A 25,626-nucleotide genomic window follows, 5' to 3' on the forward strand; every position below is an offset into this window, starting at 1 on the left:
CCGGGATGGACGCACCGCTGGTGTACCAGTTGTCTTGCCAAAGGCATAGCTGGGTAGCTACGTGCGGACGGGATAAGTGCTGAAAGCATCTAAGCATGAAGCCCCCCTCAAGATGAGATTTCCTTTTGCTTCGGCAAGTAAGATCCCTGAAAGATGATCAGGTAGATAGGTTCGAGGTGGAAGCATGGCGACATGTGGAGCTGACGAATACTAATCGATCGAGGACTTAACCCAAAAACAATGAACGATACTTTGTGAATCTTGGTAAGAAAAAACGTTATCTAGTTTTGAAGGAACATCCTTCAACTGAATATGTCTGGTAATGATGGCGAAGAGGCCACACCCGTTCCCATACCGAACACGGAAGTTAAGCTCTTCAGCGCCGATGGTAGTTGGGGGCTGTCCCCCTGTGAGAGTAGGACGTTGCCAGGCAAATTTAGGGGAAAGATCAGTGCTTAGGTGCTGGTCTTTTTTTGTGTTTGTCTTTGGTTTAGTCTTTTGGATTGGTGTAGTGGGGGATGGTACTTATTAGTGCCAGGCCCCTCTTTTTTTGTTTGGAGGAGAGAGAGGTTGGGTGGTGGATGGAGGGGCCAGGCACTGGTGTGGATGGGGAGTTGGTTTTTGTTCTTTGGATGAGTGTAGTGGTGGGGATAGAAGTGCTTAGTAGAAATGATACCCTGACTCTACTTAAAATCATGTGGTGAGGGTATTAAACAGATCGAATGATACCTTGACTCCGCTTAAAATCAGGTAGTGAGGGTATTAAACAGGCAGAATGATACCTTGACTCCGCTTAAAATCAGGTAGTGAGGGTATTAAACAGACAGAATGATACCTTGACTCCGCTCAAAATCAGGTAGTGAGGGTACCAAACAGGCAGAATGATACCCTGACCCAACGAAATACCAGGTAGTGAAGGTATAAATCAAGCAGAATGATACCCTCACTCAGCAAAAAAACAGGTAGTGAGGATATCATACAAGCTATTTAAGCCCCCACTTCTCCAAGTTCAGCCATCACAGCTTTCCAGTGAATTTCTCCTTTACAGATTTATTCACATTTCATACTTGTCGTCACGAACATAAAAGTAAGCTATACTAATAATCTACAACAAAGGGGGGGATTTCCATTAAACGAATCATGGTCATAGGGGTATCTGCCGGTGCCGGGAAGTCTACATTTGCCAGGAGATTGAGTAAGGCATTAGCGATAGAGGTGCATCATCTGGATCGACTTTTTTGGAAGCCGAATTGGGTGGAGGCGAGCAAAGAGGAATTTGCTCAAGCACAGCAGGAGATAGTGAACCACAAGAAGGAATGGATTATCGAAGGAAACTATACCAGCACATTTGATATCAGGGCAAAGCATGCGGATACGATGATATACCTTGAGGTTCCACTGTATACATGCTTATACCGGGTGATCAAGCGGTGGCTGACAAACCTGGGGAAGACAAGGCCCGACATGGGGGAAGGCTGTGAGGAAAAGATGGAATGGACTTTCATAAAATTCATTTATAGCACCTATTATGCTCGTAAAAAAAAGATGAGAGAGCGATTCCGCCAATACGGAAAAGGGAAAACGATCATTGTCCTGAAGAACAAAAGGGAGATAGAGGAGTACATAAGTGGGCTAGAAAAGCAGAAAAGGGTGGTTGCCAACTAAGCAACCGCCCCTTTTTTAGAACTGTTCAAATCTCTTGAAATTAAAAGTGGCAAACAAAACGAATATCAATGACAATCCAACTGTTGTGAAAATCACCAGCAAGCCGTTATCCACCAGCTCACCTTGCATAAGTACAGCAGAAGCATGGGATCTCAGGTTTGTGGGACTCCATTCCATAAACCTGGTGAACAGCCCGGATGAAACGGACAGGACGGCTAGAAGGCTGATGCTGATTCCGGCGATTCCGCTGGATGCTTTAAGTAAGGTTCCTGCAAGTGTGGTGACTGATATGATAAATACAATCCATAGGCTGTATATGCCGAGACTGGAGAGCATGAGGTTCCAATCCACGGGATTGAATAATAGATTCGTATAATACCAGACAAGTACATAGCTTGCAATGAATGAGACCAGTGCAATGAGCAGCTGGGCAGCCCATTTGCTTGCGATGTATTGAAAAGGGCTGACTGGACGTACCATCACTAGTGTAAGGGAGCTGTTTTGGCGCTCCATGGATATGGCGCTCATGGATCCGAGGACGAATAATAGTGTCCCGATTGTTCCGAATTGGCCTAAGGTGGATACCAGCACTTCTTCCCCTGAAGGAGTTGGTATTTCAATGACTGCCCCTTCAGGTAGGTTACCGGCAGATTCCAGGATCTGTGGCATGTAATAGGTAGTGATCGGCTGGCTGATGCCGATCAGGATGATGGCGATCGGAAGCCATATCCATTTTCCGTTACGGAGGCTTTCTGTAAGTTCTTTTTGTAATAAAGTCAGGAAATTTTTCATGAGTTCATCACCTTCATATACGCATCCTCTAGGGAATCTTGTAGTTTTTCAAAATGTAATAGGGTCATTCTATTTTCTACTAATCTGCTTAAAAGATGATGGGTGCTGAAGGCTGTTTCTTCATAGTAGAGGGTCGCAGTATGGGTATCTTGAAAGTCGATATGGGTCAGGTTCGGGATGCCATTAAAGGTCTGTTCAAGTGATTCTGCCGTTTTGATCCTGATGGCGGAAGTGGAGTGATTCTCCTTTAAGGAAGCCAGACTGCCGTGCCATTTGATTTCCCCATCTTTCAGCATGATGACGCTGTCGCAAACCTGTTCGGCATCGTGCAGGACATGGGTGGAGAACAGGATGGTCATTTTACTTTTCAATTCTTCCAGAATTCTTAGTACATCACGTCGCCCGTTCGGATCAAGCGCGGATACAGGTTCGTCGAGAATGAGTAACTCTGGGTCATGCAGGAGGGCCTGTGCCAATCCGAGACGCTGTTTCATCCCACCGGAGAAGCCGCCGATCTTTTTATTTTTCACATCTGTAAGGCTGACAAACTCCAATACTTCGTCAATTTTGGCCGTTAATTGTTTTTTTGGCAAATGGGAAAGCTTGCCGGCAAATTGCAGAAACTCCTTGGGAGTCATCCAGGAAAAAAAGGAAGGATGCTGCGGAAGGAAGCCGATCAGCTCACGATAGTCCTTTTTTGTATGCTCCGGAAATTGAATTGTGCCGGAAGTTGGTGTGAGGAGTCCCGCGAGCATTTGGAGGGAGGTCGTCTTTCCTGCGCCATTGGGACCGAGGAGAGCGACACATTGCCCTTTTTCAATTTGAAAGGAAATGTTTTTCACTGCTTGATGCTGTTTATATGTTTTGGTTAATTGTTTAACTTCTGCTAACACGAACTTCGCCCCTAACTAGTTTTTTCGTCCAACAACGAAATATAGGATCGGACCGAGGGTGTTGATGAAGAGGATGAGGATGATCCACAACCATTTAGGTCCGTTTGTTTCTTCCTGCTTGATGCAACTTACAAGTGCAGCAAGCGTGAGGATTGCTTGCAGAATAATGATCGGTGTGAGGATTGCCCAGTTTAATTCCATGAGATTTACAGCTCCTTTTTCTTTTTTCTATGATAAGGCAGTATGACGAACAAGAGGTAAAACAAGGTTGGCATGGGAAATTGGATAAGTCCCCAGATTCCCCAGAACCAGGCGTAGCTTCCTTTCTTTTTTGCATCGATGAATAGGAGGATACTTTGAGTCAAAAGAACGGGAATGAGCAACGGCAGTAGAATGTATAATTCTTTATCGGTCATGATAGGATGCGGCCTTCCTGTTTTCTTTTGGTTAACACATAGAAAATGATTGGTGCCAGGATCAGTGCGGATACTTGCGTTACGATAAATAAGGTGGGTGCTTGCAGGACTGCCGCAGTCAATGCAGTCAGGATGACAAGCGCCGTTAAGATGAATATGCTCAGTTCTTTGTGAAATGCTCTTTTTCTTTCGACTTTTGCGGCGTATAGCTGTTCGTTCAATGTTTCCAAAGTGGGGATAGGAGGCGTCCCAAGTTCATCAAGCTGTTTCCAGTCTTTTTGGAGCTTTGATATTGTGTTGTCTTTTTCATTATCCTGTCTACTCATCGACTTCCCACTCCTTTCGCAGCATTTTGATTCCATTGTGGACCCGTGACTTTACCGTTCCAGGTTTGATTCCAAGCATGTTTCCAATCTCCTCATAGGTGTAGCCGTAATAGTGCCTTAGGAGTATGGGGGTGCGGACTTCTACTTCCAGCTGATTGAAGTCCGTAAAGGTATCGCTCCATTCCATCCCACTGTTTTGAGAATTCCATTTCAGCTGTCTGGATAGGGTGTGCATGATTTTCGAGATTTTCTTCTTTTCCCGCTCTTTTTTTCGGATGGTGTCGATGTAAAGCCGGGATGCAATGGAGATCATCCATGTGGAGAATTTCCCCTCCCCTTTGTAGGAGGCAAGGTTTCGATAGCATTTGACCATCGTTTCCTGAGCCAGCTCGCTGCTAGTATCTTCATTCAGGGTTAGCTTTAAAAGATATTTATATAAGAAAGTATAATAGCGCTGAAACAGCAGCGTAAAAGCATCATCGTTCCCGGTAATTGCTTTGTTAATAAGAGAAACATCATCTTCCTGCTCCAAACTCGATGCCTCCTTTCCATGCGTCAACCATGAGACGCTCCTAAAATTAATATCGTTCACACCAAAAAAAAAAATATGAAAATATTTAATTGGTAAAAAAGACCAACCTGGTAGATATTCGACATAGAACAGAAAAACCCTGTGGGGGTCTGGCCCCTCCACAGGGTTTTTTATCCTTTTTTTATTCCATGCTGGATGATGATTTGTTTTTTGGTGTCGCTTGGGATGTGGCGGTGGAGCTGGATGAAGAGGAGGCCGTTTTCGTAGGTGGCGTCGACTTTGTCATCGCGTACTGGAAATGGCAGTTCGAAGCTGCGCTGGAAGTCGCCCTGGGCGATGCCCTCCTCGATCAGCTCATAGCCTTGAATCCCCAGGTTGATTTGTCCTTTTACTTCGAGCTGCTGGGGACGGACGTAGAGCTGTACCTGCTCCGGGTTGACGAGTCCAGGGAGACACATCACACATAAGAGCTCATTTTCTTTTTTATAGAGGTTCGTCTGGGTCTGCATATTCTGGAAATATGGTTCAAATCCGTTCCAGAATTCATCCCCAAAAAACTGATCCCATTGCTTGCGCCAATCCCCCATGTTCTTAAATTGATTAAAAGGCATCATCACGCATCACGCTTCCTTTCTACCCATAAACATCTTTCCATTAGTCTATGCAAGGGGGACTGGGTATGTGCCTACATACAATTTGTCGAAATTTTTTAGAATACAATGGTTTCCAATTTTGATATATTTCAGATTGGAGGTGTTTAACATGTCAAAAAACTTTACATGTGCAAGAAAACAAAACACGGAGAGAACGACAAATAATAAGTAACAGCATGGACCATAAATAAAGAAGTGTTGTTACTTATTGGAAGGTAGGTAACAATGAATTCACTTGAAACAAAGCATATTTATTACACGATGCATTTTCTGATTTCACTAGCAAGCGCTATTATGTTTACAACCTATGCCATTTACTATATAGAGGAGCTGGGTCTGAATCCCCTTCAGCTCATTCTTATCGGGACTGTCCTTGAAGTGACGATCATCCTTTTTGAAGGGATAACCGGCGTGGTGGCCGACACCTATAGTAGAAGGTTTTCGATCATCACTGCGACCTTTATACTTGGCGGTGCATTTATATTGGAGGGAGCGATCCCATATTTTACGGATGCATTCGCATTTGGGGCTTTGGCTATTTTCGTATCCCTTTTAGTGGCGGAGATCATCCGGGGACTAGGTGAGACTTTCCTAAGCGGAGCCGATCAGGCATGGCTTGCGGATGAAGCGGGAGAAGAGACAATAGCTGCCATTTTTGTGAGAGCTAATCAGCTTCGTCTTATTGCTAGCCTTATCGGAATCGTGGGAAGTGTCGTATTGGCAGGCATCGCATTGAATCTTCCATATATGGTTGGTGGATGCATTTACGTGTTACTGGGGATATTCCTATGCTTCTTTATGAAAGAAGAAAGGTTTGACAGAACACCGGCAGCGGTCGAAATGCCGTTCCGTGCCATGAAATCCACTTTGGTTTCGGGAATCGGTTTTATTAAAAATAAGCCGATACTGTGGTTGCTCCTTCTTGTTACGGTATTGATGGGAGCCGCTTCGGAAGGGTTTGACCGTCTATGGGAAGCGCATCTGTTGGAGGCGTATTCGTTTCCGAAGCTCGGGAACTTAAGTCCAGTTGTCTGGTTCGGCATCATCCACTTCGTGGGTACCTTGATAAGCATCGGCGCCATGGAATGGTATCAACGGAAATTTGACGTGAATAGGACGCGTGTCATTCGAAACAGTTTATTCTATTTTACACTTGGGCAAGTTGTCTTCACGATTATCTTTGGTCTCGCTCCATCCTTCTATTGGGCAATTTTCAGCTTCTGGGTGTTGGGTATCATCGGTTCCATCACAGCGCCGATCTATCAGACATGGTTAAATCAGCAGCTTGAAAGCGGCTCAAGGGCCACGGTCCTTTCCATCATGGGGCAGGGAAACGCGGTTGGCCAAGGACTCGGGGGACCATTTGTCGGAGTTATCGCAACCAGATACTATATCCGAAGCGCGATCGTCCTCAGTGGAGTACTGATCATTCCTGCGGCTATGCTGTATGGGAAAGTGCGGAAGATGAAATAGAAGAATAGAAATAGGGGCCTGACCCTCAACGCTTTAAAGCGTTGAGGGTCAGGCCCCTTTCAATGTTATTTCATCTTCCGTTCATCAGGTTTTATTTCTGTAAATCTTTCGTCTTTGAATGCCTTGATCAGCGAGAACACCATCAGGATCATGATGATGGCGAATGGGAAGGCGGCGATGATGGAGGCGGTTTGCAACGCTTCGAGGCCGCCTGTCCATAGCAGGATGGCTGCTGCCGCCGATTGGATGATACCCCATGTGAATTTCACGGATCCAGGCGGGTTCAGGCTTCCATTGGTCGTCTGCATTCCCAGGACAAAGGTCGCAGAGTCGGCTGACGTGATAAAGAACGTACAAATCAAGAAAATCGCAAGTCCCGACATGACCATTCCAAGCGGATAATTTTGTAGCACAGAGAACAGTGCTACTTCCATTCCTTGTGACTCAATGACACTGTAGACCGGAATGTCCTTGAAATACTCAAGGAAGATGGCAGATCCTCCGAATACGGAGAACCATAGTCCACCGAATATTGTCGGGACCAAAAGTACACCAAGTAAAAATTCGCGGATAGTCCGGCCTTTGGAGATACGGGCAATGAAGGTGCCGACAAACGGCGCCCATGCAATCCACCATGCCCAGTAGAAAATGGTCCAGTCCTGTACCCATGTGTTGTCCTGATCAAATGGAAACATTCTGAAGCTCATGGAAGGAAGGCTTTGCAGATATCCTCCGACTGTCGTTGTAAACAGGTCCATGATAAAGTTCGTAGGACCGGCGAAAAGCAAGAACAGCATCAATCCTATCGCCAGGACGACATTCAGATTGCTCAAATATTTGATTCCTCTGTTAAGGCCAGTCTGTGCAGAGAGCATGAACAGAACCGTCACGACCAGTATCACCACAAGCTGCGTCGCGATATTGTTCGTGATAGCAGGCGTTATGCTCGAAAGTCCTCCACTAATTTGAATGGCGCCAAGGCCAAGTGAGGTAGCTACACCGAAAATGGTCGCAAAGACTGCGATGAAGTTGATGAATACACCGACTTTTCCATCCACCTTGTCGCCAAAAATCGGACGCAGGATCTGATTGATGACACCTGGTGTTCCTTTACGGAATTGGAAGTAGGCCAGCGCCAGGGCAATCACCGAATAGATGGCCCATGGGTGGAACCCCCAATGGAAGAATGAATAGCGCATTGCTATCCGGGCTGACTCAGCAGTTTGCCCTTCACCGGTCGGTGGGGCATAGAAATGATACATCGGCTCTGAGGCACCCCAAAATACTAATCCGATACCCATACCGGCACTGAATAACATGGCGAACCAGGTCAGATAGCTGTATTCCGGTTCATCCGTGTCCTTGCCAAGTTTAATGCGGCCGTACTTGGTGAATATAAGAATAACACTGAATAATAGGAAAAAGGTGGCGGTCAATAAGTAGAACCATCCAAATTTTCCTACAATGAAGCTCTGGATATCACTTGTCACTGCGTTAAGGCTTGCATTGCCAAGTACACTGGAAGGCATGACACCCCAGATGATGAATAAGACTGCAACGATAATAGAAACAATAAATACAGGGGTCGTTTTCTTCAACTTGTCTTCACTCCTTTAAAAATGTTCATCACTTCTCTCTTCTAAGTATTTGTTACCAAATGGACAACTATACAATCGTACCATTTATAGGTCGTTGGTCCAATTAATTTGCATTTGGTGTTTACATGCATTAGCAGGTTCCCGTACAATTAGTAACTGAATTTGCAATGAGGGGGTAGATAATTTTGCTAGAAAACAGCTTGGTTATGGTAGCAATCATTATTTTAATAAATATTGTCTATGTGTCGTTTTTTACTATAAGGATGATTCTCACGCTAAAAGGGCAGCGCTACTTGGCGGCAGGAATCAGTATGGTGGAAGTCGTGATCTATGTGGTCGGTCTAGGGCTTGTATTGGATAACCTGGATGAAATACAAAATCTGATCGCCTATGCCTTAGGGTATGGGATTGGGGTCATTGTCGGCATGAAAATTGAGGAAAAGCTTGCACTTGGTTATACAACTGTCAATGTGATAACAAAAGAATATGACAAGGATCTGCCAAGGCTTTTAAGGGAAAAAGGCTATGGGGTAACAAACTGGCAGGCTAACGGTCTGGAAGGTGACCGCATGGCGATGCAGATATTAACGCCAAGAAAATATGAAGTTGGCTTATACCATGCAATAAAGGAACATGATCCCAAGGCATTCATTATTGCATATGAACCCAAAACCATTCATGGAGGATTCTGGGTGAAAGCAGTGAAAGAAAGGAAAATCAAAGAATGGGAAAGACGCCGCGAAAACGAAGCTTTGAAGTAATGGAAAATGAGAGCATCAGCCAGTGCCTCGACCGTATGGAAAAAGAGGGGTACAAGCCATCACGGAGAATGGAAGAACCGATTTTCCAAGAGGTGGTAAAGGATGGACATAAAGAAATACTGCCAATTGGCAAAAAAATCATATTTGAAGGTAAATTGGTTGAAAAATAACACCAAAATACGAACATTAATTCACAATCAGATCTTATTGTTCATGATATCCGTTGACAAAAACCGAATTTGCCGATAAGATAAACGTAGATAACAACGAAATAATGAAACCTCATATAATTTTGGGAATATGGCCCATAAGTCTCTACCTGACCGCCGTAAATTGGTCGGACTATGAGGGGAAGTTACGATCATCTATGTTTGTTATGGCAAAGGCTTATTTTGTTATGACAGGAGCCCAGGTGGATCGCTTTCCCTCTAGCAGGGGGCGGTCTATGCTGGGCTTTTCCTATTTTTTAAAAAATAGCACCTGAAAGGATGGAACAGGATGAACGCATTGGTTGGAGTTATCATGGGAAGCACTTCAGATTGGGAAACGATGAAGCATGCTTGCGAGGTGCTGGATGAATTACATATACCATACGAGAAGAAGGTCGTCTCGGCACATCGCACACCGGATTTGATGTTTGACTATGCTGAGCAGGCTCGCACAAGAGGCTTAAAGGTGATCATTGCCGGTGCCGGTGGAGCGGCGCATCTGCCAGGGATGGTCGCAGCCAAAACCACCTTGCCTGTAATCGGGGTACCTGTTCAATCCAAAAGCCTGAACGGTCTCGATAGCCTGCTTTCAATCGTTCAGATGCCTGGCGGCGTGCCGGTTGCAACAGTGGCAATAGGAAAAGCGGGTGCTACGAATGCAGGGCTTTTAGCTGCACAGATGCTTGGAGCGTTTGACGAACAGATCGCCTATAGCCTCGCTGAAAGACGAGAAAAAACACGCTTGCAGGTGTTGGAAAGTAGTGAGCAGCTTGTTTAAAAAAATCCTACCACCATCAATGATTGGCATAATAGGCGGCGGACAGCTTGGCAGGATGATGGCTATATCGGCAAGAGCGATGGGCTACCGGATTGCAGTATTGGACCCGACACCAGATTCACCATGCGGTATGCTTGCCGATGTGGAAATAACGGCAGCCTTTGATGACAAGGACGCAATCAGGAAGCTTGCGGAGATATCGGACGTGGTGACCTATGAATTCGAAAACATCGATTACGAGGCGCTGACCTGGTTAGAGGAGAACGCGTACCTTCCACAAGGGAGCCGGGTGCTCCAGGCTACACAGCACCGCGTGACAGAAAAAAGGGCGATCGAGGCAGCAGGCCTTCAGGTTGCACCATACAAGGAAGTCCACACTCGTGAAGAGCTTATGGAAGCGGTCGTGGAACTTGGTTATCCAGCGGTACTGAAAACTTGCCGCTTCGGCTATGACGGAAAAGGCCAGGTTGTCCTGAAGGATGAAACGGCACTTGAACAGGCAGCAGCGCTCCTTGCACAAGGGGATTGCGTGCTGGAAAAATGGATACCTTTTCAAAAAGAGATTTCGGTTGTGGTGGCAAGAGGAACGGACGGGCACATTGCAGCCTTCCCTGTAGCGGAAAACGAACACCGGGAAAACATCCTCTATAAATCGATCGTACCTGCGAGAGTTGATGAGGAAGTAAAAGTAAAAGCGATCGAATACGCAACAGCAATTGCAGATAGCCTTGGGCTGATCGGGACGCTTGCAGTAGAGATGTTTCTCCTTGAAGACGGCACAATCTATATCAACGAATTGGCACCTCGTCCCCACAATTCAGGTCATTTTACGATAGACGCCTGCGAAACATCGCAGTTCGAGCAGCACATCCGCGCAATATGTGGCCTGCCGCTTGGAAAAACTACCTTATGGAAGCCTGTGGTAATGGTTAATCTATTAGGGGAGCATGTCGAGTGTGCGTTAGAGCAGACTTCGGAATACGAAGACGTGAAGCTTCATCTTTATGGGAAAAAGGAAAACAAGGAAAAACGCAAGATGGGACATATCACAATCCTAGCTGATACAATGGAACAGGCTTTGGAGCGAGAAGCTTCATTGCAGATATGGAAGACAGACGAACGGAGGATTTTAACATGATTGAACGTTATACAAGACCCGAAATGGGCGCTATCTGGACAGAGGAAAACCGATTCCAGGCATGGCTTGAAGTAGAGATTCTGGCATGTGAAGCATGGGCAGAGCTTGGGGACATCCCGAAGGAAGATGTAAAGGTGCTTAGAGAGAAAGCGTCATTTGATATCGAGCGCATTAAAGAAATCGAAGCGGAAACGCGCCATGACGTGGTTGCTTTTACAAGAGCGGTATCCGAAACACTTGGCGAAGAAAAGAAGTGGGTGCACTACGGATTGACTTCAACAGATGTGGTGGACACGGCATTGTCCTATCAGCTGAAGCAAGCAAATGCCATCCTACAGGCGGACTTGGAGCGCTTTGTCACTATTTTAAAAGAAAAAGCGCAAGACCATAAATACACCGTCATGATGGGACGTACACATGGCGTGCATGCGGAGCCGACGACATTTGGTCTGAAGCTTGCCCTTTGGTATGAGGAAATGAAACGTAACCTCGAGCGCTTCAAGCAGGCAGCAGAAGGCATCGAGTTCGGAAAGATTTCCGGAGCGGTTGGAACGTACGCCAATATCGATCCATTCGTGGAAGAGTATGTGTGTGAAAAATTAGGACTGCAGCGAGCGCCAATTTCTACACAGACCCTGCAGCGTGACCGCCACGCTCATTACTTAGGAACACTTGCCTTGATCGCAACGTCCATCGAGAAGTTTGCAGTAGAGGTTCGCGGCCTGCAGAAGAGTGAAACGCGTGAAGTAGAAGAGTTCTTCGCCAAAGGTCAAAAAGGTTCATCGGCAATGCCGCATAAGCGCAACCCGATCGGTTCCGAGAATATGACTGGCTTGGCGCGTGTGATCCGCGGGTACATGATGACAGCTTACGAGAATGTGCCGCTATGGCATGAAAGAGATATCTCCCACTCATCAGCGGAACGCATCATTTTACCGGATTCCACGATTGCATTGAACTACATGCTGAATCGCTTCGGCAACATCATCAAGAACTTGACGGTATTCCCGGAGAATATGAAGCGCAATATGGACCGCACGCTAGGTCTTATCTACTCCCAGCGTGTACTACTGGCTCTGATCGACACAGGAATGTCCCGTGAGGAAGCGTACGACACAGTTCAGCCGAAAGCGATGGAAGCATGGGAAAAGCAGGTCCACTTCCGCGAGCTAGTGGAAGGCGAAGAGAAAATCACATCCCGCCTCACTGTAGAACAAATCGAAGACTGCTTCGACTACAACTACCACCTGCAGCACGTTGAGACAATCTTCACCCGTCTAGGACTTTAAAAAGGAGTGCTGGGGTTCAGGGAAAGCTTGAGCCCTACCACTTATAAAAAAATTTATTAGGGTCGCTAGCTGTTGATTGGAGCAATAGGCGAAGACTCCTGCGGGAGGTAGCGTTTAGTGGAGACCCCACAGGCGAAGCCGAGGAGGCTCTCGCAAGCCCATTGGGTCGCTGCGCCTAGTGCGGAAATCAACAGCGGTGTTTACCTAGTAAATTATCTTCCACATCAAAAGGAGGCAACCCCAATGCAAAAAGCAGACCTTATGTATGAGGGCAAAGCGAAAAAGGTGTATGCAACAACAGATGAGAACGTGGTCTGGATTGAGTACAAGAATTCTGCAACCGCTTTTAACGGGGAAAAGAAGGCAACAATCGATGGCAAGGGCCGTTTAAATAACGAGATTACAAGTTTACTATTTTCCATGCTTCATGAAGCCGGCATCGAAAATCATTTTATCGAAAAGAAGTCCCAAACTGAGCAGCTTGTCCAGAAGGTGAGCATCATTCCTTTGGAAGTGGTCGTCCGCAACGTGACTGCTGGCAGCATGGCAAAGCGCCTTGGCATCGACGAAGGCATAGCATTGGAGCAACCGATAGTGGAATTCTACTATAAGGATGACAGCCTGGGAGACCCATTGATAACTGAAGACCATATAGAGCTTTTAAAGCTGGCAACACCTGCAGAAGTGGATGTGTTAAAGCATCTAGCGCAGAAGGTTAATGTTCTATTGTCAGAATTTTTTGTAAAAAAGGATCTGACTCTCGTCGATTTCAAGCTTGAATTCGGCAAAACGGCTGGCGGCAAGATCATCCTGGCTGATGAGGTTTCGCCTGACACTTGCCGCCTTTGGGATAAAGACACGAACGAGAAATTGGATAAGGATGTTTTCCGCAGGAACTTAGGAAGTTTGACAGATGCATACGAAAAAATTCTAGCGCGTATCGGAGGAGAGCAGCATGTATAAAGTGAAGGTATTTGTAACGTTAAGAGAGAGTGTACTAGATCCGCAGGGAACAGCTGTTAAAAATTCGCTTCATAGTCTTTCCTACAAAGAGGTGGAGGAAGTGCGCATCGGGAAGTTCCTGGAGCTGACGATTGAGAAAACGGACCGTGACCTTGATGTGCTTGTTAAAGAAATGTGTGAGAGATTACTAGCGAATACGGTAATCGAGGACTACCGCTATGAGGTGGAGGAGGTAGTGGGATCGTGAAATTTGCAGTCATCGTGTTTCCGGGCTCTAACTGTGATGTAGATATGTATCATGCAATCAAGGACGAACTAGGTGAAGAAGTGGAATACGTATGGCATGATGCCACGAACCTGGATGAATTTGACGGGATCTTGCTTCCTGGCGGTTTCTCATACGGAGATTACCTTCGCTCCGGCGCCATCGCACGCTTTTCCAATGTGATGCCTGAGGTGCAAAAGGCGGCAGTTGCTGGAAAGCCGATCTTAGGGGTATGCAACGGATTTCAGATTTTACTAGAGTCAGGTCTTCTTCCAGGGGCAATGAGAAGAAATCAGGACTTGAAGTTCATGTGCCGACCTGTTCAATTGAAAGTGGAAAACAATGAGACGCTATTTACATCAAGCTACGATAAAGGTGAAATTATCACCATCCCCATCGCACATGGGGAAGGAAATTATTACTGTGATGAGATAACTTTTGGGAAGTTAAAGAGCAATGGGCAAATTGCTTTCTCCTATTATGGTGATAATCCAAATGGTAGTCTACAGGATATCGCAGGGATTGTAAATGAAAAGGGCAATGTACTTGGTATGATGCCACATCCTGAAAGAGCAGTTTCCAAGCTTTTGGGCAGTGATGATGGGTTAAAACTCTTTAAATCTATTGTTCGTAATTGGAGGGAATCACATGTCGTTACTTCTTGAACCAAATCCAGAGATGATCAAGCAAGAGGGCATTTATAAAGAAATGGGCCTCAGCGATGAAGAGTTTTTAATGGTAGAAAAGATCCTTGGGCGTTTGCCTAACTACACGGAGACAGGACTTTTCTCTGTTATGTGGTCGGAGCACTGCAGCTACAAGAACTCAAAGCCAGTTCTGCGCAAGTTCCCAACCGAGGGGCCAAAGGTATTGCAAGGTCCTGGTGAGGGTGCGGGTATCGTGGACATCGGCGACAATCAGGCGGTAGTGTTCAAGATTGAGAGCCATAACCACCCTTCCGCAATTGAACCGTACCAGGGTGCGGCAACAGGGGTGGGCGGAATCATCCGTGACGTCTTCTCGATGGGCGCGCGTCCTATTGCACTATTAAACTCGCTTCGATTCGGAGAGCTGACATCTCCGCGTGTAAAATATTTGTTTGAAGAAGTAGTGGCAGGCATTGCTGGCTATGGGAACTGTGTCGGGATCCCGACGGTAGGGGGGGAAATCCAGTTCGACCCTTCTTACGACGGCAACCCGCTAGTCAACGCAATGTGTGTCGGTTTGATCAACCACGAAGATATCAAAAAAGGGCAGGCGAAGGGCGTCGGCAATACGGTCATGTATGTTGGGGCAAAAACAGGACGTGACGGCATCCACGGTGCAACTTTCGCTTCCGAGGAGCTATCCGATGCATCAGAAGAAAAGCGTCCGGCAGTTCAAGTCGGCGATCCGTTCATGGAGAAGCTTTTACTTGAAGCATGCCTTGAGATTGTTAAATGGGACGGCTTGGTCGGGATCCAGGACATGGGAGCGGCAGGACTGACGAGTTCCTCGGCAGAGATGGCTTCCAAAGCGGGATCCGGGATCGAAATGAACCTTGACCTCGTACCACAGCGTGAAACAGGCATGACAGGCTATGAAATGATGCTTTCCGAATCCCAAGAGCGCATGCTGATCGTCGTGGAAGTGGGCCGTGAGCATGAGGCACAGGAGATTGTAGCGAAATACGGCTTAGAAGCAGTATCAATTGGAAAAGTGACAGATGATAAAATGCTGCGCCTGATTCATAAAGGCGAGGTAATCGCGGATGTTCCGGTGGATGCACTTGCTGAGGAAGCACCGGTCTACCACAAGCCTTCCGTTGAACCTCTTTACTACAAGGAGTTTCAGGAAATGGAAGCGGACATACCGGTTGTGGAAAGCTACGAGGATACGCTTCTTGCCTTATTGCAGCAGCCTACCATCGCAAGCAAGGAATGGGTATATGACCAGTATGATTATCAAGTCCGCACGAATACAGTGGTAGTGCCTGGCTCTGATGCAGCGGTTGTCCGCATCCGTGGAACAGAAAAAGCGCTCGCGATGACAACAGACTGTAATTCCCGCTATCTCTACCTGGATCCTGAAGTGGGCGGGAAAATCGCGGTAGCCGAAGCGGCTCGTAATGTTGTCTGCTCCGGCGCGAAGCCTTTGGCGATCACGGACTGCCTGAATTTCGGAAATCCGGAAAAGCCGGAGATCTTTTGGCAGATCGAGAAAGCGACAGACGGAATGAGCGAGGCTTGCAGAACACTCGAAGCACCAGTTATCGGTGGAAACGTGTCTTTATATAATGAAACAAACGGAGTAGCGGTATATCCGACACCTGTCGTAGGGATGGTCGGATTGATCGATGACCTTTCACATATCACAACGCAGGAATTCAAAGCTGCAGGCGACCTGATCTATGTAATCGGGGAAACCGGAGCGGACTTTGGCGGCAGTGAGCTGCAAAAAATGACCTATGGCAAGATTTTCGGAAAAGCGCCTGCGATCGACCTTCAGGTGGAAGCATTCCGTCAAGGGCAGGTGCTGGCGGCAATCCGTGCAGGCCTTGTGGCATCGGCTCATGATATTTCAGAAGGCGGACTCGGTGTAGCATTGGCTGAAAGTGCGATGGGTGCAAAAGGCCTTGGAGCAAGAGTGACAGTGGAAGGCGAGCTGACTTCAGCCTTATTCAGTGAAACGCAATCACGTTTTGTCTTGAGCGTAAAGCCGGAAAACAAAGAGAAGTTCGAACAGATGGTGAAGGCGACCCTTATCGGGGAAGTGACGTCGACGAACACCTTGCATATCGAATCGAAGTCGCGCGAGGTTGCCGTTCATCTTTTAGTAGATGATATGATAAGTGCTTGGAAAGGAGCAATTCCATGCTTGCTGAACTAAAAGGCTTAAACGAAGAGTGCGGGGTGTTCGGGATCTGGGGACATCCCGAAGCCTCCCAAATCACCTATTACGGGCTGCACAGCCTGCAGCACCGTGGCCAAGAGGGAGCAGGAATCGTTACAACGGATGGGGAGAAGCTTGCGGCAGTAAAAGGGGAAGGCCTTGTGAACGAAGTGTTCGGAAATGGAAGAATGAATGACCTGCAGGGCAAAGCGGCAATTGGTCATGTCCGCTATGCAACGGCTGGTGGTGGCGGCTACGAGAACGTTCAGCCGCTATTGTTCCACTCGCAAACTGGCAGTCTCGCACTTGCGCATAACGGAAACCTGGTAAATGCCAACGCATTGAAGCATCAGCTTGAAAGCATGGGCAGTATTTTACAGACTACGTCCGACACCGAAGTGCTGGCGCACCTGATCAAGCGTAGCGGTTATACCCTTTTGAAGGATCGGGTGAAAAATGCCCTGTCGATGCTAAAAGGGGCCTATGCCTTCCTGATCATGACGGAGACGGAAATGATGGTCGCATTGGATCCGAATGGATTGCGTCCGTTGTCTCTTGGAAAATTGAATGATGCGTATGTGGTGGCATCCGAAACCTGTGCTTTTGATGTGGTGGGTGCGACTTTCATCCGTGACATCGAGCCAGGAGAATTGTTGATCATTGATAACGGCGGCCTACATTCTGAGCGCTTTACGATGCATACACAGCGTGCGATGTGCAGCATGGAATACATCTATTTTTCAAGACCTGACAGCAATATCGATGGCATCAACGTTCATACAGCACGCAAAAGTCTTGGCAAGCAGCTGGCGATGGAAGCACCGATCGAGGCGGATGTCGTGACTGGTGTCCCTGATTCCAGCATTTCAGCAGCGATCGGTTATGCAGAGTTTTCTGGCATACCGTATGAGCTTGGCCTGATCAAAAACAGATATGTCGGCAGGACCTTCATCCAGCCATCCCAATCTCTGCGTGAGCAGGGTGTGAAGATGAAGCTTTCCCCGGTACGCGGAGTGGTCGAGGGCAAGCGTGTTGTCATGGTCGATGATTCCATCGTTCGTGGAACCACGAGCAAGCGGATTGTCCGCATGCTTCGTGAAGCGGGAGCAACAGAGGTCCATGTCCGGATCAGTTCACCGCCAATCAAGAACCCATGCTTCTACGGCATCGATACCTCCACACATGAAGAGCTGATCGCCTCGTCCCATTCCATCGAGGAAATGAGAGAGTTGATCGGTGCGGATTCACTTTCGTTTTTGACTCCAAGCGGCATGGTGGAAGCAATCGCAAGACCGTATGAAGGTGAAACAGGTGGAGCATGCATGGCGTGCTTTACAGGCAAATATCCGACCGAGATATTCCCGGACACGGTATTGCCTCATGAGAAGTGCTGATTTGAAAATAAAAGCGGCGGGGAGATTCGTCGCTTTTCTGGTGATCGGGTGTTGAGGTCTGGGTAGGCTTTGAGTAGAGGAGAGCCTTCCCGAGTAATAATGTTTGTCTGTGCCAAATGCCTTTGGATAGATGGGTTAATTTCGAAAACGGATTGATAATGGATGGTTTTGGATTGATTATGCTCCATTCCGGATCGATTATCTGGACTTTTGGATCGATTATCACGATAGTTGCATCGATTTTGCCCAGAAATGGACAGATTGCAGTTTAAGGCCGAGAGCTGCCGACCCTAATCCAAGCAAAACTCCATCCACACAGCAGACAATTTGCACCATATCCACAAAAACACACCCGTGCCCACCGGCCATCACGTCATAACCAACAAATAATAATACTTTTTTCCATGGAAGGGAGACACATATGGCAAATGCATACAAGCAAGCAGGTGTAGATATAGAAGCAGGCTACGAAGCGGTGTCACGAATGAAAAAGCATGTGGCAAGAACGATGAGACCAGAATGTTTGGGAGGTCTCGGAGGGTTTGGCGGCCTTTTTGACCTATCAGCAGTGAACGTGAAGAACCCGGTGCTCGTATCAGGGACAGACGGTGTAGGAACGAAGCTGATGCTTGCCTTTCATCTAGATAAACATGACACAATAGGATTGGATGCAGTTGCGATGTGTGTCAACGATGTAGTGGTCCAAGGCGCGGAGCCTTTATATTTTCTGGACTATATTGCATGCGGGAAGGCAGATCCCGAAAGAATCGAAATGATTGTAAAAGGGATTGCCGATGGCTGCGAGCAGGCAGGTTGTGCACTTGTTGGCGGGGAGACAGCGGAAATGCCTGGCATGTATGATGAGCAGGAATACGACCTGGCCGGCTTTACGGTAGGCGTTGTAGACAAGGAGCGTCTCATCACCGGTGAAAATATCAAACCGGGTAATGTACTGATCGGCCTTTCGTCAAGCGGGATCCATAGCAATGGCTATTCACTGGTGCGCAAAATTGTCTTTGAAAAAGGCAAATTGGATTTGAACCAAAAGTATGAAGGACTTAACCGCACGCTTGGAGAAGAGCTTTTAACACCGACAAAAATCTATGTGAAGCCGATCCTCGAAGTGCTGAAAAAATATGATATCAACGGCATGGCGCACATTACAGGCGGTGGCTTCATCGAAAATGTCCCACGCATGCTACCAGAGGGGATGCAGGCGGAAATCGATTATGGTACATGGCCGATCCCGCCGATATTCGATCTTCTGCAGGAAGTGGGAGAGCTGAACCGCACGGAGATGTTCAATATTTTCAACATGGGAATCGGAATGGTGCTTGCGGTGAATGAAGAGATTTTACCGGAAGTGGTCCAGATCCTAGAGGGGAACGGAGAAAAAGCTTACCTCATCGGCCGTGTAAAAGAGGGAGATGGCATCACCTTTGGCGGGGGAGAAATCCGATGAAACGAATCGCCATTTTTGCATCTGGGAGCGGCTCCAATTTCCAGGCGATTTTGGATGCCTGCCGGGAAGGATTGCTTGATGCAGAGCCGGCTCTATTAATCTGCGATAAGCCTGGCGCATATGCGATCGAGAGGGCGGAACGTACAGGAATTCAGGCAGTTGCCTTTGTTCCAAAAGAGTATCCGAACAAGGCAGCCTATGAAAATGCCGTTTTACAGCAGCTTCAAGCGCACAAGGTAGATTTTATCGTTCTTGCCGGCTATATGAGGCTGATTGGGCCGACCCTGCTTTCCGCTTATAAGGGACGTATCGTGAACATTCATCCTTCGCTTCTTCCCGCTTTTCCAGGACTGGATGCAATCGGGCAGGCGTTTGAGTACGGGGTGAAGGTGACAGGCATCACCATTCATTTTGTGGATGAAGGCATGGACACAGGACCAATCATTGCCCAGGTTCCGATTGAGGTGGCTGAGGATGAGACTAGAGAATCCTTACAAAAGAAGATACAAACAATAGAGCATATTTTTTACCCTAAGACATTACACCAACTTTTTTCAAATAAGCTCTTTTCTTAAAGTTTGTTGCTTTTGTCCGTAAAAAATCGGCATTTGGATTTTTTACTGCATTAACTACGTCAAATTTATTTGGTAACCAATGTTCCAAATTGGAAAAGAGCACGAAGACGAGTAATATTACGGGCTATAATTGTATACGAAAAAGCAATAATGTATGCGAAAACAGCCTTTAAATAAAGGAGAGAAAATCAGCCAATGAGAGCAATAGTCAGTGTTTCGAATAAAGCAGGAATCGTACCATTTGTACAGCAGCTTGTTGAATTAGGTGTGGAGGTTATTTCCACAGGCGGGACAAAATCAATTCTTGAAGAAAATGGGGTTCAAGTAACGGGGATTTCTGCGGTTACAGGCTTTCCGGAAATTCTGGATGGACGTGTCAAAACGCTTCACCCGATGATCCATGGGGGACTTTTGGCGAGAAGAGAGGACGCAAGCCACCAAGAGCAGCTTCAGGAGCATGGCATCACGCCAATCGATTTGGTTGTCGTAAATCTTTATCCTTTTAAAGAGACGATTTCCAAAGAGGGAACTACGTTTGAAGATGCGATTGAAAACATCGATATCGGTGGCCCCACAATGCTGAGAGCTTCGGCAAAAAACCATCAGGATGTTACGGTGATGGTCGACCCGGCCGATTATGAAGGAGTCCTGAACGAAATCAGGGAATCCGGCAAAACGACAGCGGAAACACGCCGTCGTCTAGCAGCAAAGGTTTTCCGCCATACAGCTGCGTATGACGCTATGATTGCCGGCTATCTGACAGAAGCGGTGGAAGAAGCACACCCTGAATCACTGACCGTTACGTTTGAAAAGAAACAGGACCTGCGCTACGGGGAGAATCCGCATCAGAAGGCGGCATTCTATGAAGCGCCACTTGCTTCCAAGTTCTCGATCGCTTCTGCAACCCAGCTGCACGGGAAGGAATTATCCTACAACAACATCAATGACGCCGACACTGCGATTCAGATCGTGAAGGAATTCACCGAGCCGGCCGTTGTTGCGGTCAAGCACATGAATCCTTGTGGGGTGGGTGTCGGGGCGACTGCACTTGAAGCCTACCAGCGTGCATACGAAGCAGATCCGGTATCCATCTTTGGCGGCATCGTCGCATTCAATACCGAAGTGGACAAAGCGACTGCAGAGCTTTTACATGAGCTGTTCCTTGAAATCATTGTGGCACCAGCTTTCTCAGAGGAAGCATTGGCAGTGCTGAAGCAGAAGAAAAACCTTCGACTGATGACACTCGAGATGGGCGATCAGGGTGGCACCGCGACCCGTTATGCTTCCATCCGCGGCGGATTGCTTGTGCAGGAAGAGGACTATGCAGGCCTTGATGAAGCGAATATCACGGTACCGACGAAACGCGAGCCGACAGAAAAGGAATGGGAGGATCTCAAGCTTGCCTGGAAAGTGGTGAAGCATGTGAAGTCCAATGCCATTGTCCTTGCAAAAGGGAACCAGACAGTAGGTGTCGGTGCCGGCCAGATGAACCGAGTTGGAGCAGCTAGGATCGCCATGGAACAAGCAGGGGAAAAAGCGGTAGGATCTGCACTCGGATCTGACGCATTCTTCCCGATGGATGACACCGTGGAAGCTGCCGCAAAAGCAGGCATCACAGCAATCATCCAACCGGGAGGCTCCATCCGCGACGAGGACAGCATCAAAAAAGCAGATGAATATGGAATCGCGATGGTATTTACGGGAGTTCGTCATTTCAAGCATTGATCCTATATTACTTTTACGACTGGAGGAGTTTCAATGAGAGTATTGGTAGTTGGAAAAGGTGGAAGAGAGCATGCGATCGTCTGGAAGCTTTCTCAAAGCCCATCCGTTACAGAAATCTTCATCGCACCAGGCAATGTAGGAATGGAAGGCCTTGGCACAAATGTACCAATCGAAGAAACGGACACGTCCGCCCTGATTTCTTTTGCAAAAGAAAAAGCGGTCGATCTTACAGTCGTTGGACCGGAAGTCCCTTTATTGAATGGGATAGTCGATGCGTTCGTAGAATCGGGACTGCAGATATTCGGCCCGAGCAAAGCCGCGGCCCTGATCGAAGGGAGCAAAAGCTTTGCAAAGGACCTGATGAAAAAGTACGGCATCCCGACTGCAGGCTACGAGACATTCGATTCGTATGAGGAAGCAAGAGTCTATATAGAAAGCAAGGGCGCTCCGATCGTGCTGAAGGCGGATGGATTGGCGGCAGGAAAGGGAGTCGTCGTTGCCATGACGGATGAGGAAGCACTTGAGGCGATCCATGAGATGATGGCAGAATCGAAATTCGGAGAAGCATCAAGCAAAGTGGTGGTCGAGGAATTCCTTGCTGGAGAAGAATTTTCATTCATGGCTTTTGTAAATGGAAAAAAGGTGTATCCGATGGTCATTGCGCAGGATCATAAGCGTGCGTTTGACGGGGACCAGGGACCGAATACCGGTGGAATGGGTGCCTATTCACCAGTCCCCCATATCCCGAAAGAGATCGTGGACGAGGCGTTGGAAACAATCCTGATTCCTGCTGCTGAAGCAATGGTCAGTGAAGGGACACCATTTGTGGGGATATTGTATGCAGGCTTGATCCTGACAAAGAAAGGCCCGAAAGTGATCGAATTTAATGCGCGCTTCGGTGATCCGGAAACACAGGTGGTATTGCCGCGGCTGGAGTCAGATCTCGGCGAAGTATTCCTGAAGGTCCTCAAGCAGGAGGAATTGGAGCTTGAGTGGTCTGATGAAGCCGTTGTCGGTGTCGTGTCCGCTTCAAAGGGATACCCGGAAGCATATGAGAATGGTGGAGTAATCGAAGGTATCGAAGAGGTAGACGGGGCGATGGTATTTCACGCCGGCACAAACAGGGATGAGGCAGGGCGCCTCGTCACAAACGGCGGCAGGGTGCTGCTTGTGGCAGCAAAGGATCCATCTTTGGTGATCGCACAGCAAAAGGTATATGAAGAGCTCGGCAAGGTAAAGAGCGACAACCTCTTCAACCGAAAGGATATTGCCTACAAAGCTATTGCGGCCGGCGTCTCTTCCGTTTGACAAACACAAACAGAATCGCAACAATGCCACCGATCACCGAAGCCAACACAAACGACATATCCGTCAAGTACTCCAAGAACATACGGACCAACCTCCTTTAATGGGGATATGGAATGGAAAAGCATAAACTATATTAGGTTCGACATGGAGAATGAAATTCCTTTGGGGGTCTGGCCCCCAAAGGAATTTTTTTACCCATATGATGCCTTACCATAAGCCCTAAGATGGGTTATAGGAGCTTGCACCAGTGCCATCGCCGTCGCCTTCTAGCTGTTGGCGAAGGTCGTCAAAGTCTAGGTCGAATTCATCTGCTGTTTTTTTGAAGTCTTTGTTGCTACTGCTTTCGTTCTTGTGGCTGTCTCCGGAATCGTCTCCGAAATCAAAGTCATCCTTGTGGGCGCGGTTCCCTTGATAGCGTTCAAACAGGTCTGTTATGGGGCAATATTTGAGTATGCCTTCCCCAATTTTCATTGCTGCAAGCAGGGCAACAAGTATGTAGGAATCACGATACGGCCTTCTCACCATTTTGCTGATGATCCATGCAAGAATGGTAAATCCTGCAGTAAGACGGATTAACGCGTTGATTATACCGATATTCGGTTTCATAATAATTCCCTCCAGTTATGTTTTAGCATGAACTTTCTACTTAAAAGATTTCGAAAAATTTCCAAAATCGTTAATGCGGTAAAGACTGTGATATGGTACCATGGTAAAAAGAGGTTATATCACGATAATAAATGATCGGAATACGATAATAGACCATTTTTTTAATGAATCAAAAGTAGGTGATTATTGTGCACGAACAGAAATATAGATGGAAAAGTAAAAAACTGAGAGAACATGTAGCAGTGGTAGACGGGAAGAAGGAGCCAAGCATCGTTCTAACCAATGCCACCTATCTGAATGTTCATCTTAAGGCCTGGTTGCAGGCAAATATATGGATCTACGAGGATCGCATCATCTATGTCGGGGAAAATATGCCCGAACACACACAGCATACAGAAGTGGTGGACTGCACCAACCAGTATCTTGTACCAGGCTATATTGAGCCGCATGTGCATCCATTTCAATTATATAATCCCCTTTCATTTGCCCAATATGCATCGAAATCAGGCACAACCACCTTTGTGAATGATAATTTGATGCTTATTTTACAATTATCAAAAAAGAAAGCGTTTTCTTTTATTGAAGAGATGAACAAAACCGCTGCTACGATGTATTGGTGGTGCCGCTTTGATGCCCAGACGGAAATCCAGCAGGAGGACGCCATTTTTACGACACCAGCGATGAAGGACTGGCTCAATCATCCTTCCGTTCTGCAAGGGGGAGAGCTGACAGCCTGGCCGAAGCTGATGGCGGGGGACGATCTGCTGCTTCACTGGGTTCAAGAGGCGAAGGTAAGAAACAAGCCGGTGGAGGGTCATTTTCCTGGAGCTTCCGAAAAGACCTTGACGAAAATGAAGTTGCTTGGCATCGACAGCGACCATGAGGCCATGACGGGTGCCGATGTGGAAAAGCGCATCAAGCAAGGCTATACTGCTGCGCTTCGCTATTCGTCCATACGACCGGACCTTCCAGTCATGCTGGAGGAGCTGGAGAAGTCGGGAATCCATTATTATGACCAGACCTTCTTCACAACGGACGGCTCTACGCCAAGTTTTTATGAAAACGGTGTCATTGACCGTACGCTTGCTATCGCACTTGATAAGGGTGTCCCTGAAATAGAAGCGTACCGAATGGCGTCGTACAATGTGGCGAAGCATTTTCAGATGGAGGATCTTCATGGAAGCATTGCACCTGGACGCATTGCCAACATCAACTTCCTCGATAAGGTGGGAAATCCGGTACCTGTCTCCGTCCTTTCCAAAGGTCAGTGGATCAAAAAGGACAGCGAGCCTATACAGGATGCATTCCCTTCGATGAACTGGGAAAAAGCAGGCTTGGAGCCATTGAAGCTAGATTGGGACTTGACAATTGATGATCTGCAGTTTTCGATGGCGCTTGGAATGGAAATGATGAATGAAGTGATCATCAAGCCTTACTCCATTACATGTGATGTATCGGGTGACACCTTATCGGAGAAGCATGACCAGTCCTTCCTGATGCTGATCGACCGGGCAGGAAACTGGCGTGTCAACACCATCATCAAAGGCTTCGGTTCACATGTTCAGGGTTTTGCGAGCTCCTACTCAAATACAGGCGACATTGTCCTCATCGGCAAAAGAAAAGATGATATGATGAAGGCCTTCCAGCATATGAAGGAAATCGGCGGAGGCATGGTGCTCGTGGAGGATGAGCAGGTAGTTTGCGATATTCCATTACCGATCGGCGGGGGTATGTCAAAAGAGCCACTCGAGGAACTAATACAGCAGGAGACCGCACTTCGCAATCATCTATTTGCGAGAGGATACAGCTTCAACGATCCGATCTACACCTTGCTGTTCCTGTCATCCACACATCTTCCTTATATCAGGATAACTCCAAGGGGAATATACGATGTGATGAATAAAACGGTACTCTTTCCGTCAATAATGCGTTAA

28 protein-coding genes, 2 rRNA genes and 1 riboswitch are annotated in these 25,626 nt (G+C 47.3%); of the genes, 20 read left to right on the forward strand and 10 right to left on the reverse strand.

What is annotated here, in order from left to right; genetic code table 11:
• The 4 genes from ACQCT5_RS00005 to ACQCT5_RS00020 form a co-directional block, all read left to right on the forward strand.
• Positions 1-234: ribosomal RNA gene (locus ACQCT5_RS00005) — 23S ribosomal RNA — on the forward strand; the annotation flags it as partial.
• Between the two features lie 81 nt (positions 235-315).
• A 5S ribosomal RNA gene (gene rrf / locus ACQCT5_RS00010) occupies positions 316-432 on the forward strand.
• A gap of 149 nt (positions 433-581) precedes the next feature.
• Positions 582-704, forward strand: coding sequence for a hypothetical protein (locus ACQCT5_RS00015; protein WP_499637467.1), 123 nt, complete (start codon positions 582-584; stop codon positions 702-704).
• A gap of 424 nt (positions 705-1,128) precedes the next feature.
• On the forward strand, positions 1,129-1,665 hold the full coding sequence (locus ACQCT5_RS00020; protein WP_499639056.1) for a P-loop NTPase family protein: 537 nt from the start codon (positions 1,129-1,131) through the stop codon (positions 1,663-1,665).
• A gap of 15 nt (positions 1,666-1,680) precedes the next feature.
• Here ACQCT5_RS00020 and ACQCT5_RS00025 read toward each other — a convergent pair whose 3' ends face one another.
• The 7 genes from ACQCT5_RS00025 to ACQCT5_RS00055 form a co-directional block, all read right to left on the reverse strand.
• Positions 1,681-2,457: an ABC transporter permease gene (locus ACQCT5_RS00025; RefSeq protein ID WP_499637471.1), complete on the reverse strand. Its 777-nt coding sequence runs from the start codon at positions 2,455-2,457 to the stop codon at positions 1,681-1,683.
• Positions 2,454-3,350, reverse strand: a complete 897-nt coding sequence (locus ACQCT5_RS00030; protein WP_499637474.1) for an ABC transporter ATP-binding protein — start codon at positions 3,348-3,350, stop codon at positions 2,454-2,456. The genes ACQCT5_RS00025 and ACQCT5_RS00030 overlap by 4 nt, the downstream gene beginning before the upstream one ends.
• 15 nt (positions 3,351-3,365) lie before the next feature.
• Positions 3,366-3,551, reverse strand: a complete 186-nt coding sequence (locus ACQCT5_RS00035) for a PLD nuclease N-terminal domain-containing protein (protein WP_499637477.1) — start codon at positions 3,549-3,551, stop codon at positions 3,366-3,368.
• Positions 3,552-3,556: 5 nt separating this feature from the next.
• The gene (locus tag ACQCT5_RS00040) at positions 3,557-3,766 is read right to left on the reverse strand and encodes a transcriptional regulator (RefSeq protein ID WP_386644864.1); all 210 of its coding nucleotides are present in this window, start codon (positions 3,764-3,766) and stop codon (positions 3,557-3,559) included.
• A complete protein-coding gene (locus ACQCT5_RS00045) occupies positions 3,763-4,092 on the reverse strand; it encodes a YxlC family protein (protein ID WP_499637481.1) in 330 nt (109 codons plus the stop codon). The genes ACQCT5_RS00040 and ACQCT5_RS00045 overlap by 4 nt, the downstream gene beginning before the upstream one ends.
• Positions 4,085-4,624: an RNA polymerase sigma factor SigY gene (gene sigY, locus ACQCT5_RS00050; protein ID WP_499637484.1), complete on the reverse strand. Its 540-nt coding sequence runs from the start codon at positions 4,622-4,624 to the stop codon at positions 4,085-4,087. The genes ACQCT5_RS00045 and sigY overlap by 8 nt, the downstream gene beginning before the upstream one ends.
• Before the next feature lie 170 nt (positions 4,625-4,794).
• The gene (locus ACQCT5_RS00055) at positions 4,795-5,238 is read right to left on the reverse strand and encodes an Hsp20/alpha crystallin family protein (RefSeq protein WP_204419178.1); all 444 of its coding nucleotides are present in this window, start codon (positions 5,236-5,238) and stop codon (positions 4,795-4,797) included.
• A gap of 264 nt (positions 5,239-5,502) precedes the next feature.
• On the opposite strand from ACQCT5_RS00055, the gene ACQCT5_RS00060 reads away from it, so the two are divergent.
• Positions 5,503-6,750, forward strand: a complete 1,248-nt coding sequence (locus ACQCT5_RS00060) for an MFS transporter (RefSeq protein ID WP_499637487.1) — start codon at positions 5,503-5,505, stop codon at positions 6,748-6,750.
• A 65-nt stretch (positions 6,751-6,815) separates the two neighbouring features.
• On the opposite strand, the gene ACQCT5_RS00065 is transcribed toward ACQCT5_RS00060, so the two are convergent.
• On the reverse strand, positions 6,816-8,348 hold the full coding sequence (locus tag ACQCT5_RS00065; protein WP_499637490.1) for a glycine betaine uptake BCCT transporter: 1,533 nt from the start codon (positions 8,346-8,348) through the stop codon (positions 6,816-6,818).
• A gap of 206 nt (positions 8,349-8,554) precedes the next feature.
• On the opposite strand from ACQCT5_RS00065, the gene ACQCT5_RS00070 reads away from it, so the two are divergent.
• The 14 genes from ACQCT5_RS00070 to purD all read left to right on the forward strand — a co-directional run bounded on the left by ACQCT5_RS00070 (position 8,555) and on the right by purD (position 23,086).
• Positions 8,555-9,109 (forward strand): DUF2179 domain-containing protein, encoded by a 555-nt coding sequence (locus ACQCT5_RS00070; RefSeq protein WP_499639058.1) that lies wholly within the window; start codon positions 8,555-8,557, stop codon positions 9,107-9,109.
• Positions 9,073-9,279 (forward strand): NETI motif-containing protein, encoded by a 207-nt coding sequence (locus ACQCT5_RS00075; RefSeq protein ID WP_499637493.1) that lies wholly within the window; start codon positions 9,073-9,075, stop codon positions 9,277-9,279. Before ACQCT5_RS00070 ends, ACQCT5_RS00075 begins: the two co-directional genes overlap by 37 nt.
• Positions 9,280-9,371: 92 nt before the next feature.
• Positions 9,372-9,474, forward strand: a riboswitch (purine riboswitch).
• Positions 9,475-9,607: 133 nt separating this feature from the next.
• Positions 9,608-10,096: a 5-(carboxyamino)imidazole ribonucleotide mutase gene (gene purE, locus ACQCT5_RS00080; RefSeq protein WP_499637496.1), complete on the forward strand. Its 489-nt coding sequence runs from the start codon at positions 9,608-9,610 to the stop codon at positions 10,094-10,096.
• Positions 10,089-11,234 (forward strand): 5-(carboxyamino)imidazole ribonucleotide synthase, encoded by a 1,146-nt coding sequence (purK, locus tag ACQCT5_RS00085; RefSeq protein WP_499639060.1) that lies wholly within the window; start codon positions 10,089-10,091, stop codon positions 11,232-11,234. Before purE ends, purK begins: the two co-directional genes overlap by 8 nt.
• A complete protein-coding gene (gene purB / locus ACQCT5_RS00090) occupies positions 11,231-12,523 on the forward strand; it encodes an adenylosuccinate lyase (RefSeq protein WP_499637499.1) in 1,293 nt (430 codons plus the stop codon). The genes purK and purB overlap by 4 nt, the downstream gene beginning before the upstream one ends.
• 243 nt (positions 12,524-12,766) lie before the next feature.
• On the forward strand, positions 12,767-13,486 hold the full coding sequence (gene purC / locus ACQCT5_RS00095; RefSeq protein WP_499637502.1) for a phosphoribosylaminoimidazolesuccinocarboxamide synthase: 720 nt from the start codon (positions 12,767-12,769) through the stop codon (positions 13,484-13,486).
• On the forward strand, positions 13,479-13,733 hold the full coding sequence (gene purS / locus ACQCT5_RS00100) for a phosphoribosylformylglycinamidine synthase subunit PurS (RefSeq protein ID WP_204419130.1): 255 nt from the start codon (positions 13,479-13,481) through the stop codon (positions 13,731-13,733). The genes purC and purS overlap by 8 nt, the downstream gene beginning before the upstream one ends.
• Positions 13,730-14,416, forward strand: coding sequence for a phosphoribosylformylglycinamidine synthase subunit PurQ (gene purQ, locus ACQCT5_RS00105; protein WP_499637506.1), 687 nt, complete (start codon positions 13,730-13,732; stop codon positions 14,414-14,416). Before purS ends, purQ begins: the two co-directional genes overlap by 4 nt.
• Complete coding sequence (gene purL / locus ACQCT5_RS00110; protein ID WP_499637509.1) at positions 14,400-16,619, forward strand: phosphoribosylformylglycinamidine synthase subunit PurL; 2,220 nt, start codon at positions 14,400-14,402, stop codon at positions 16,617-16,619. The genes purQ and purL overlap by 17 nt, the downstream gene beginning before the upstream one ends.
• Positions 16,604-18,016 carry an amidophosphoribosyltransferase gene (purF, locus tag ACQCT5_RS00115; RefSeq protein WP_499637512.1) on the forward strand — a complete coding sequence of 471 codons (1,413 nt, stop codon included), beginning with the start codon at positions 16,604-16,606 and terminating at the stop codon, positions 18,014-18,016. Before purL ends, purF begins: the two co-directional genes overlap by 16 nt.
• A gap of 421 nt (positions 18,017-18,437) precedes the next feature.
• Positions 18,438-19,478: a phosphoribosylformylglycinamidine cyclo-ligase gene (gene purM / locus ACQCT5_RS00120; RefSeq protein WP_499637515.1), complete on the forward strand. Its 1,041-nt coding sequence runs from the start codon at positions 18,438-18,440 to the stop codon at positions 19,476-19,478.
• Complete coding sequence (gene purN, locus ACQCT5_RS00125; RefSeq protein WP_499637518.1) at positions 19,475-20,053, forward strand: phosphoribosylglycinamide formyltransferase; 579 nt, start codon at positions 19,475-19,477, stop codon at positions 20,051-20,053. Before purM ends, purN begins: the two co-directional genes overlap by 4 nt.
• Before the next feature lie 195 nt (positions 20,054-20,248).
• Positions 20,249-21,778 (forward strand): bifunctional phosphoribosylaminoimidazolecarboxamide formyltransferase/IMP cyclohydrolase, encoded by a 1,530-nt coding sequence (gene purH / locus ACQCT5_RS00130; RefSeq protein WP_499637520.1) that lies wholly within the window; start codon positions 20,249-20,251, stop codon positions 21,776-21,778.
• A gap of 33 nt (positions 21,779-21,811) precedes the next feature.
• Positions 21,812-23,086: a phosphoribosylamine--glycine ligase gene (gene purD / locus ACQCT5_RS00135; RefSeq protein WP_499637523.1), complete on the forward strand. Its 1,275-nt coding sequence runs from the start codon at positions 21,812-21,814 to the stop codon at positions 23,084-23,086.
• Here the strand turns inward: purD and ACQCT5_RS00140 are convergent.
• Entirely contained in the window at positions 23,058-23,168 is a 111-nt protein-coding gene (locus ACQCT5_RS00140) for an EYxxD motif small membrane protein (RefSeq protein WP_499637526.1), read from the reverse strand. The genes purD and ACQCT5_RS00140 overlap by 29 nt on opposite strands.
• Positions 23,169-23,305: 137 nt before the next feature.
• Positions 23,306-23,692 (reverse strand): YgaP family membrane protein, encoded by a 387-nt coding sequence (locus ACQCT5_RS00145; RefSeq protein WP_499637529.1) that lies wholly within the window; start codon positions 23,690-23,692, stop codon positions 23,306-23,308.
• Between the two features lie 188 nt (positions 23,693-23,880).
• On the opposite strand from ACQCT5_RS00145, the gene ACQCT5_RS00150 reads away from it, so the two are divergent.
• Positions 23,881-25,626 (forward strand): adenine deaminase C-terminal domain-containing protein, encoded by a 1,746-nt coding sequence (locus ACQCT5_RS00150; RefSeq protein ID WP_499637532.1) that lies wholly within the window; start codon positions 23,881-23,883, stop codon positions 25,624-25,626.

This window comes from Sutcliffiella halmapala (assembly GCF_050107295.1).
Taxonomy (GTDB): domain Bacteria; phylum Bacillota; class Bacilli; order Bacillales; family Bacillaceae_I; genus Sutcliffiella_A; species Sutcliffiella_A halmapala_A.

Coding starts and splice junctions, on each gene's coding strand:
- ACQCT5_RS00060 (WP_499637487.1), top strand. CDS start 5,503: ATGAATTCACTTGAAACAAAGCATATTTATTACACGATGCATTTTCTG.
- purB (WP_499637499.1), top strand. CDS start 11,231: ATGATTGAACGTTATACAAGACCCGAAATGGGCGCTATCTGGACAGAG.
- purE (WP_499637496.1), top strand. CDS start 9,608: ATGAACGCATTGGTTGGAGTTATCATGGGAAGCACTTCAGATTGGGAA.
- purF (WP_499637512.1), top strand. CDS start 16,604: ATGCTTGCTGAACTAAAAGGCTTAAACGAAGAGTGCGGGGTGTTCGGG.
- ACQCT5_RS00035 (WP_499637477.1), bottom strand. CDS start 3,551: ATGGAATTAAACTGGGCAATCCTCACACCGATCATTATTCTGCAAGCA.
- purC (WP_499637502.1), top strand. CDS start 12,767: ATGCAAAAAGCAGACCTTATGTATGAGGGCAAAGCGAAAAAGGTGTAT.
- ACQCT5_RS00025 (WP_499637471.1), bottom strand. CDS start 2,457: ATGAAAAATTTCCTGACTTTATTACAAAAAGAACTTACAGAAAGCCTC.
- ACQCT5_RS00055 (WP_204419178.1), bottom strand. CDS start 5,238: ATGATGCCTTTTAATCAATTTAAGAACATGGGGGATTGGCGCAAGCAA.
- purL (WP_499637509.1), top strand. CDS start 14,400: ATGTCGTTACTTCTTGAACCAAATCCAGAGATGATCAAGCAAGAGGGC.
- purM (WP_499637515.1), top strand. CDS start 18,438: ATGGCAAATGCATACAAGCAAGCAGGTGTAGATATAGAAGCAGGCTAC.
- ACQCT5_RS00070 (WP_499639058.1), top strand. CDS start 8,555: ATGGTAGCAATCATTATTTTAATAAATATTGTCTATGTGTCGTTTTTT.
- purS (WP_204419130.1), top strand. CDS start 13,479: ATGTATAAAGTGAAGGTATTTGTAACGTTAAGAGAGAGTGTACTAGAT.
- purN (WP_499637518.1), top strand. CDS start 19,475: ATGAAACGAATCGCCATTTTTGCATCTGGGAGCGGCTCCAATTTCCAG.
- ACQCT5_RS00075 (WP_499637493.1), top strand. CDS start 9,073: ATGGGAAAGACGCCGCGAAAACGAAGCTTTGAAGTAATGGAAAATGAG.
- purH (WP_499637520.1), top strand. CDS start 20,249: ATGAGAGCAATAGTCAGTGTTTCGAATAAAGCAGGAATCGTACCATTT.
- ACQCT5_RS00145 (WP_499637529.1), bottom strand. CDS start 23,692: ATGAAACCGAATATCGGTATAATCAACGCGTTAATCCGTCTTACTGCA.
- purD (WP_499637523.1), top strand. CDS start 21,812: ATGAGAGTATTGGTAGTTGGAAAAGGTGGAAGAGAGCATGCGATCGTC.
- ACQCT5_RS00040 (WP_386644864.1), bottom strand. CDS start 3,766: ATGACCGATAAAGAATTATACATTCTACTGCCGTTGCTCATTCCCGTT.
- ACQCT5_RS00015 (WP_499637467.1), top strand. CDS start 582: ATGGAGGGGCCAGGCACTGGTGTGGATGGGGAGTTGGTTTTTGTTCTT.
- ACQCT5_RS00140 (WP_499637526.1), bottom strand. CDS start 23,168: ATGTTCTTGGAGTACTTGACGGATATGTCGTTTGTGTTGGCTTCGGTG.
- ACQCT5_RS00045 (WP_499637481.1), bottom strand. CDS start 4,092: ATGAGTAGACAGGATAATGAAAAAGACAACACAATATCAAAGCTCCAA.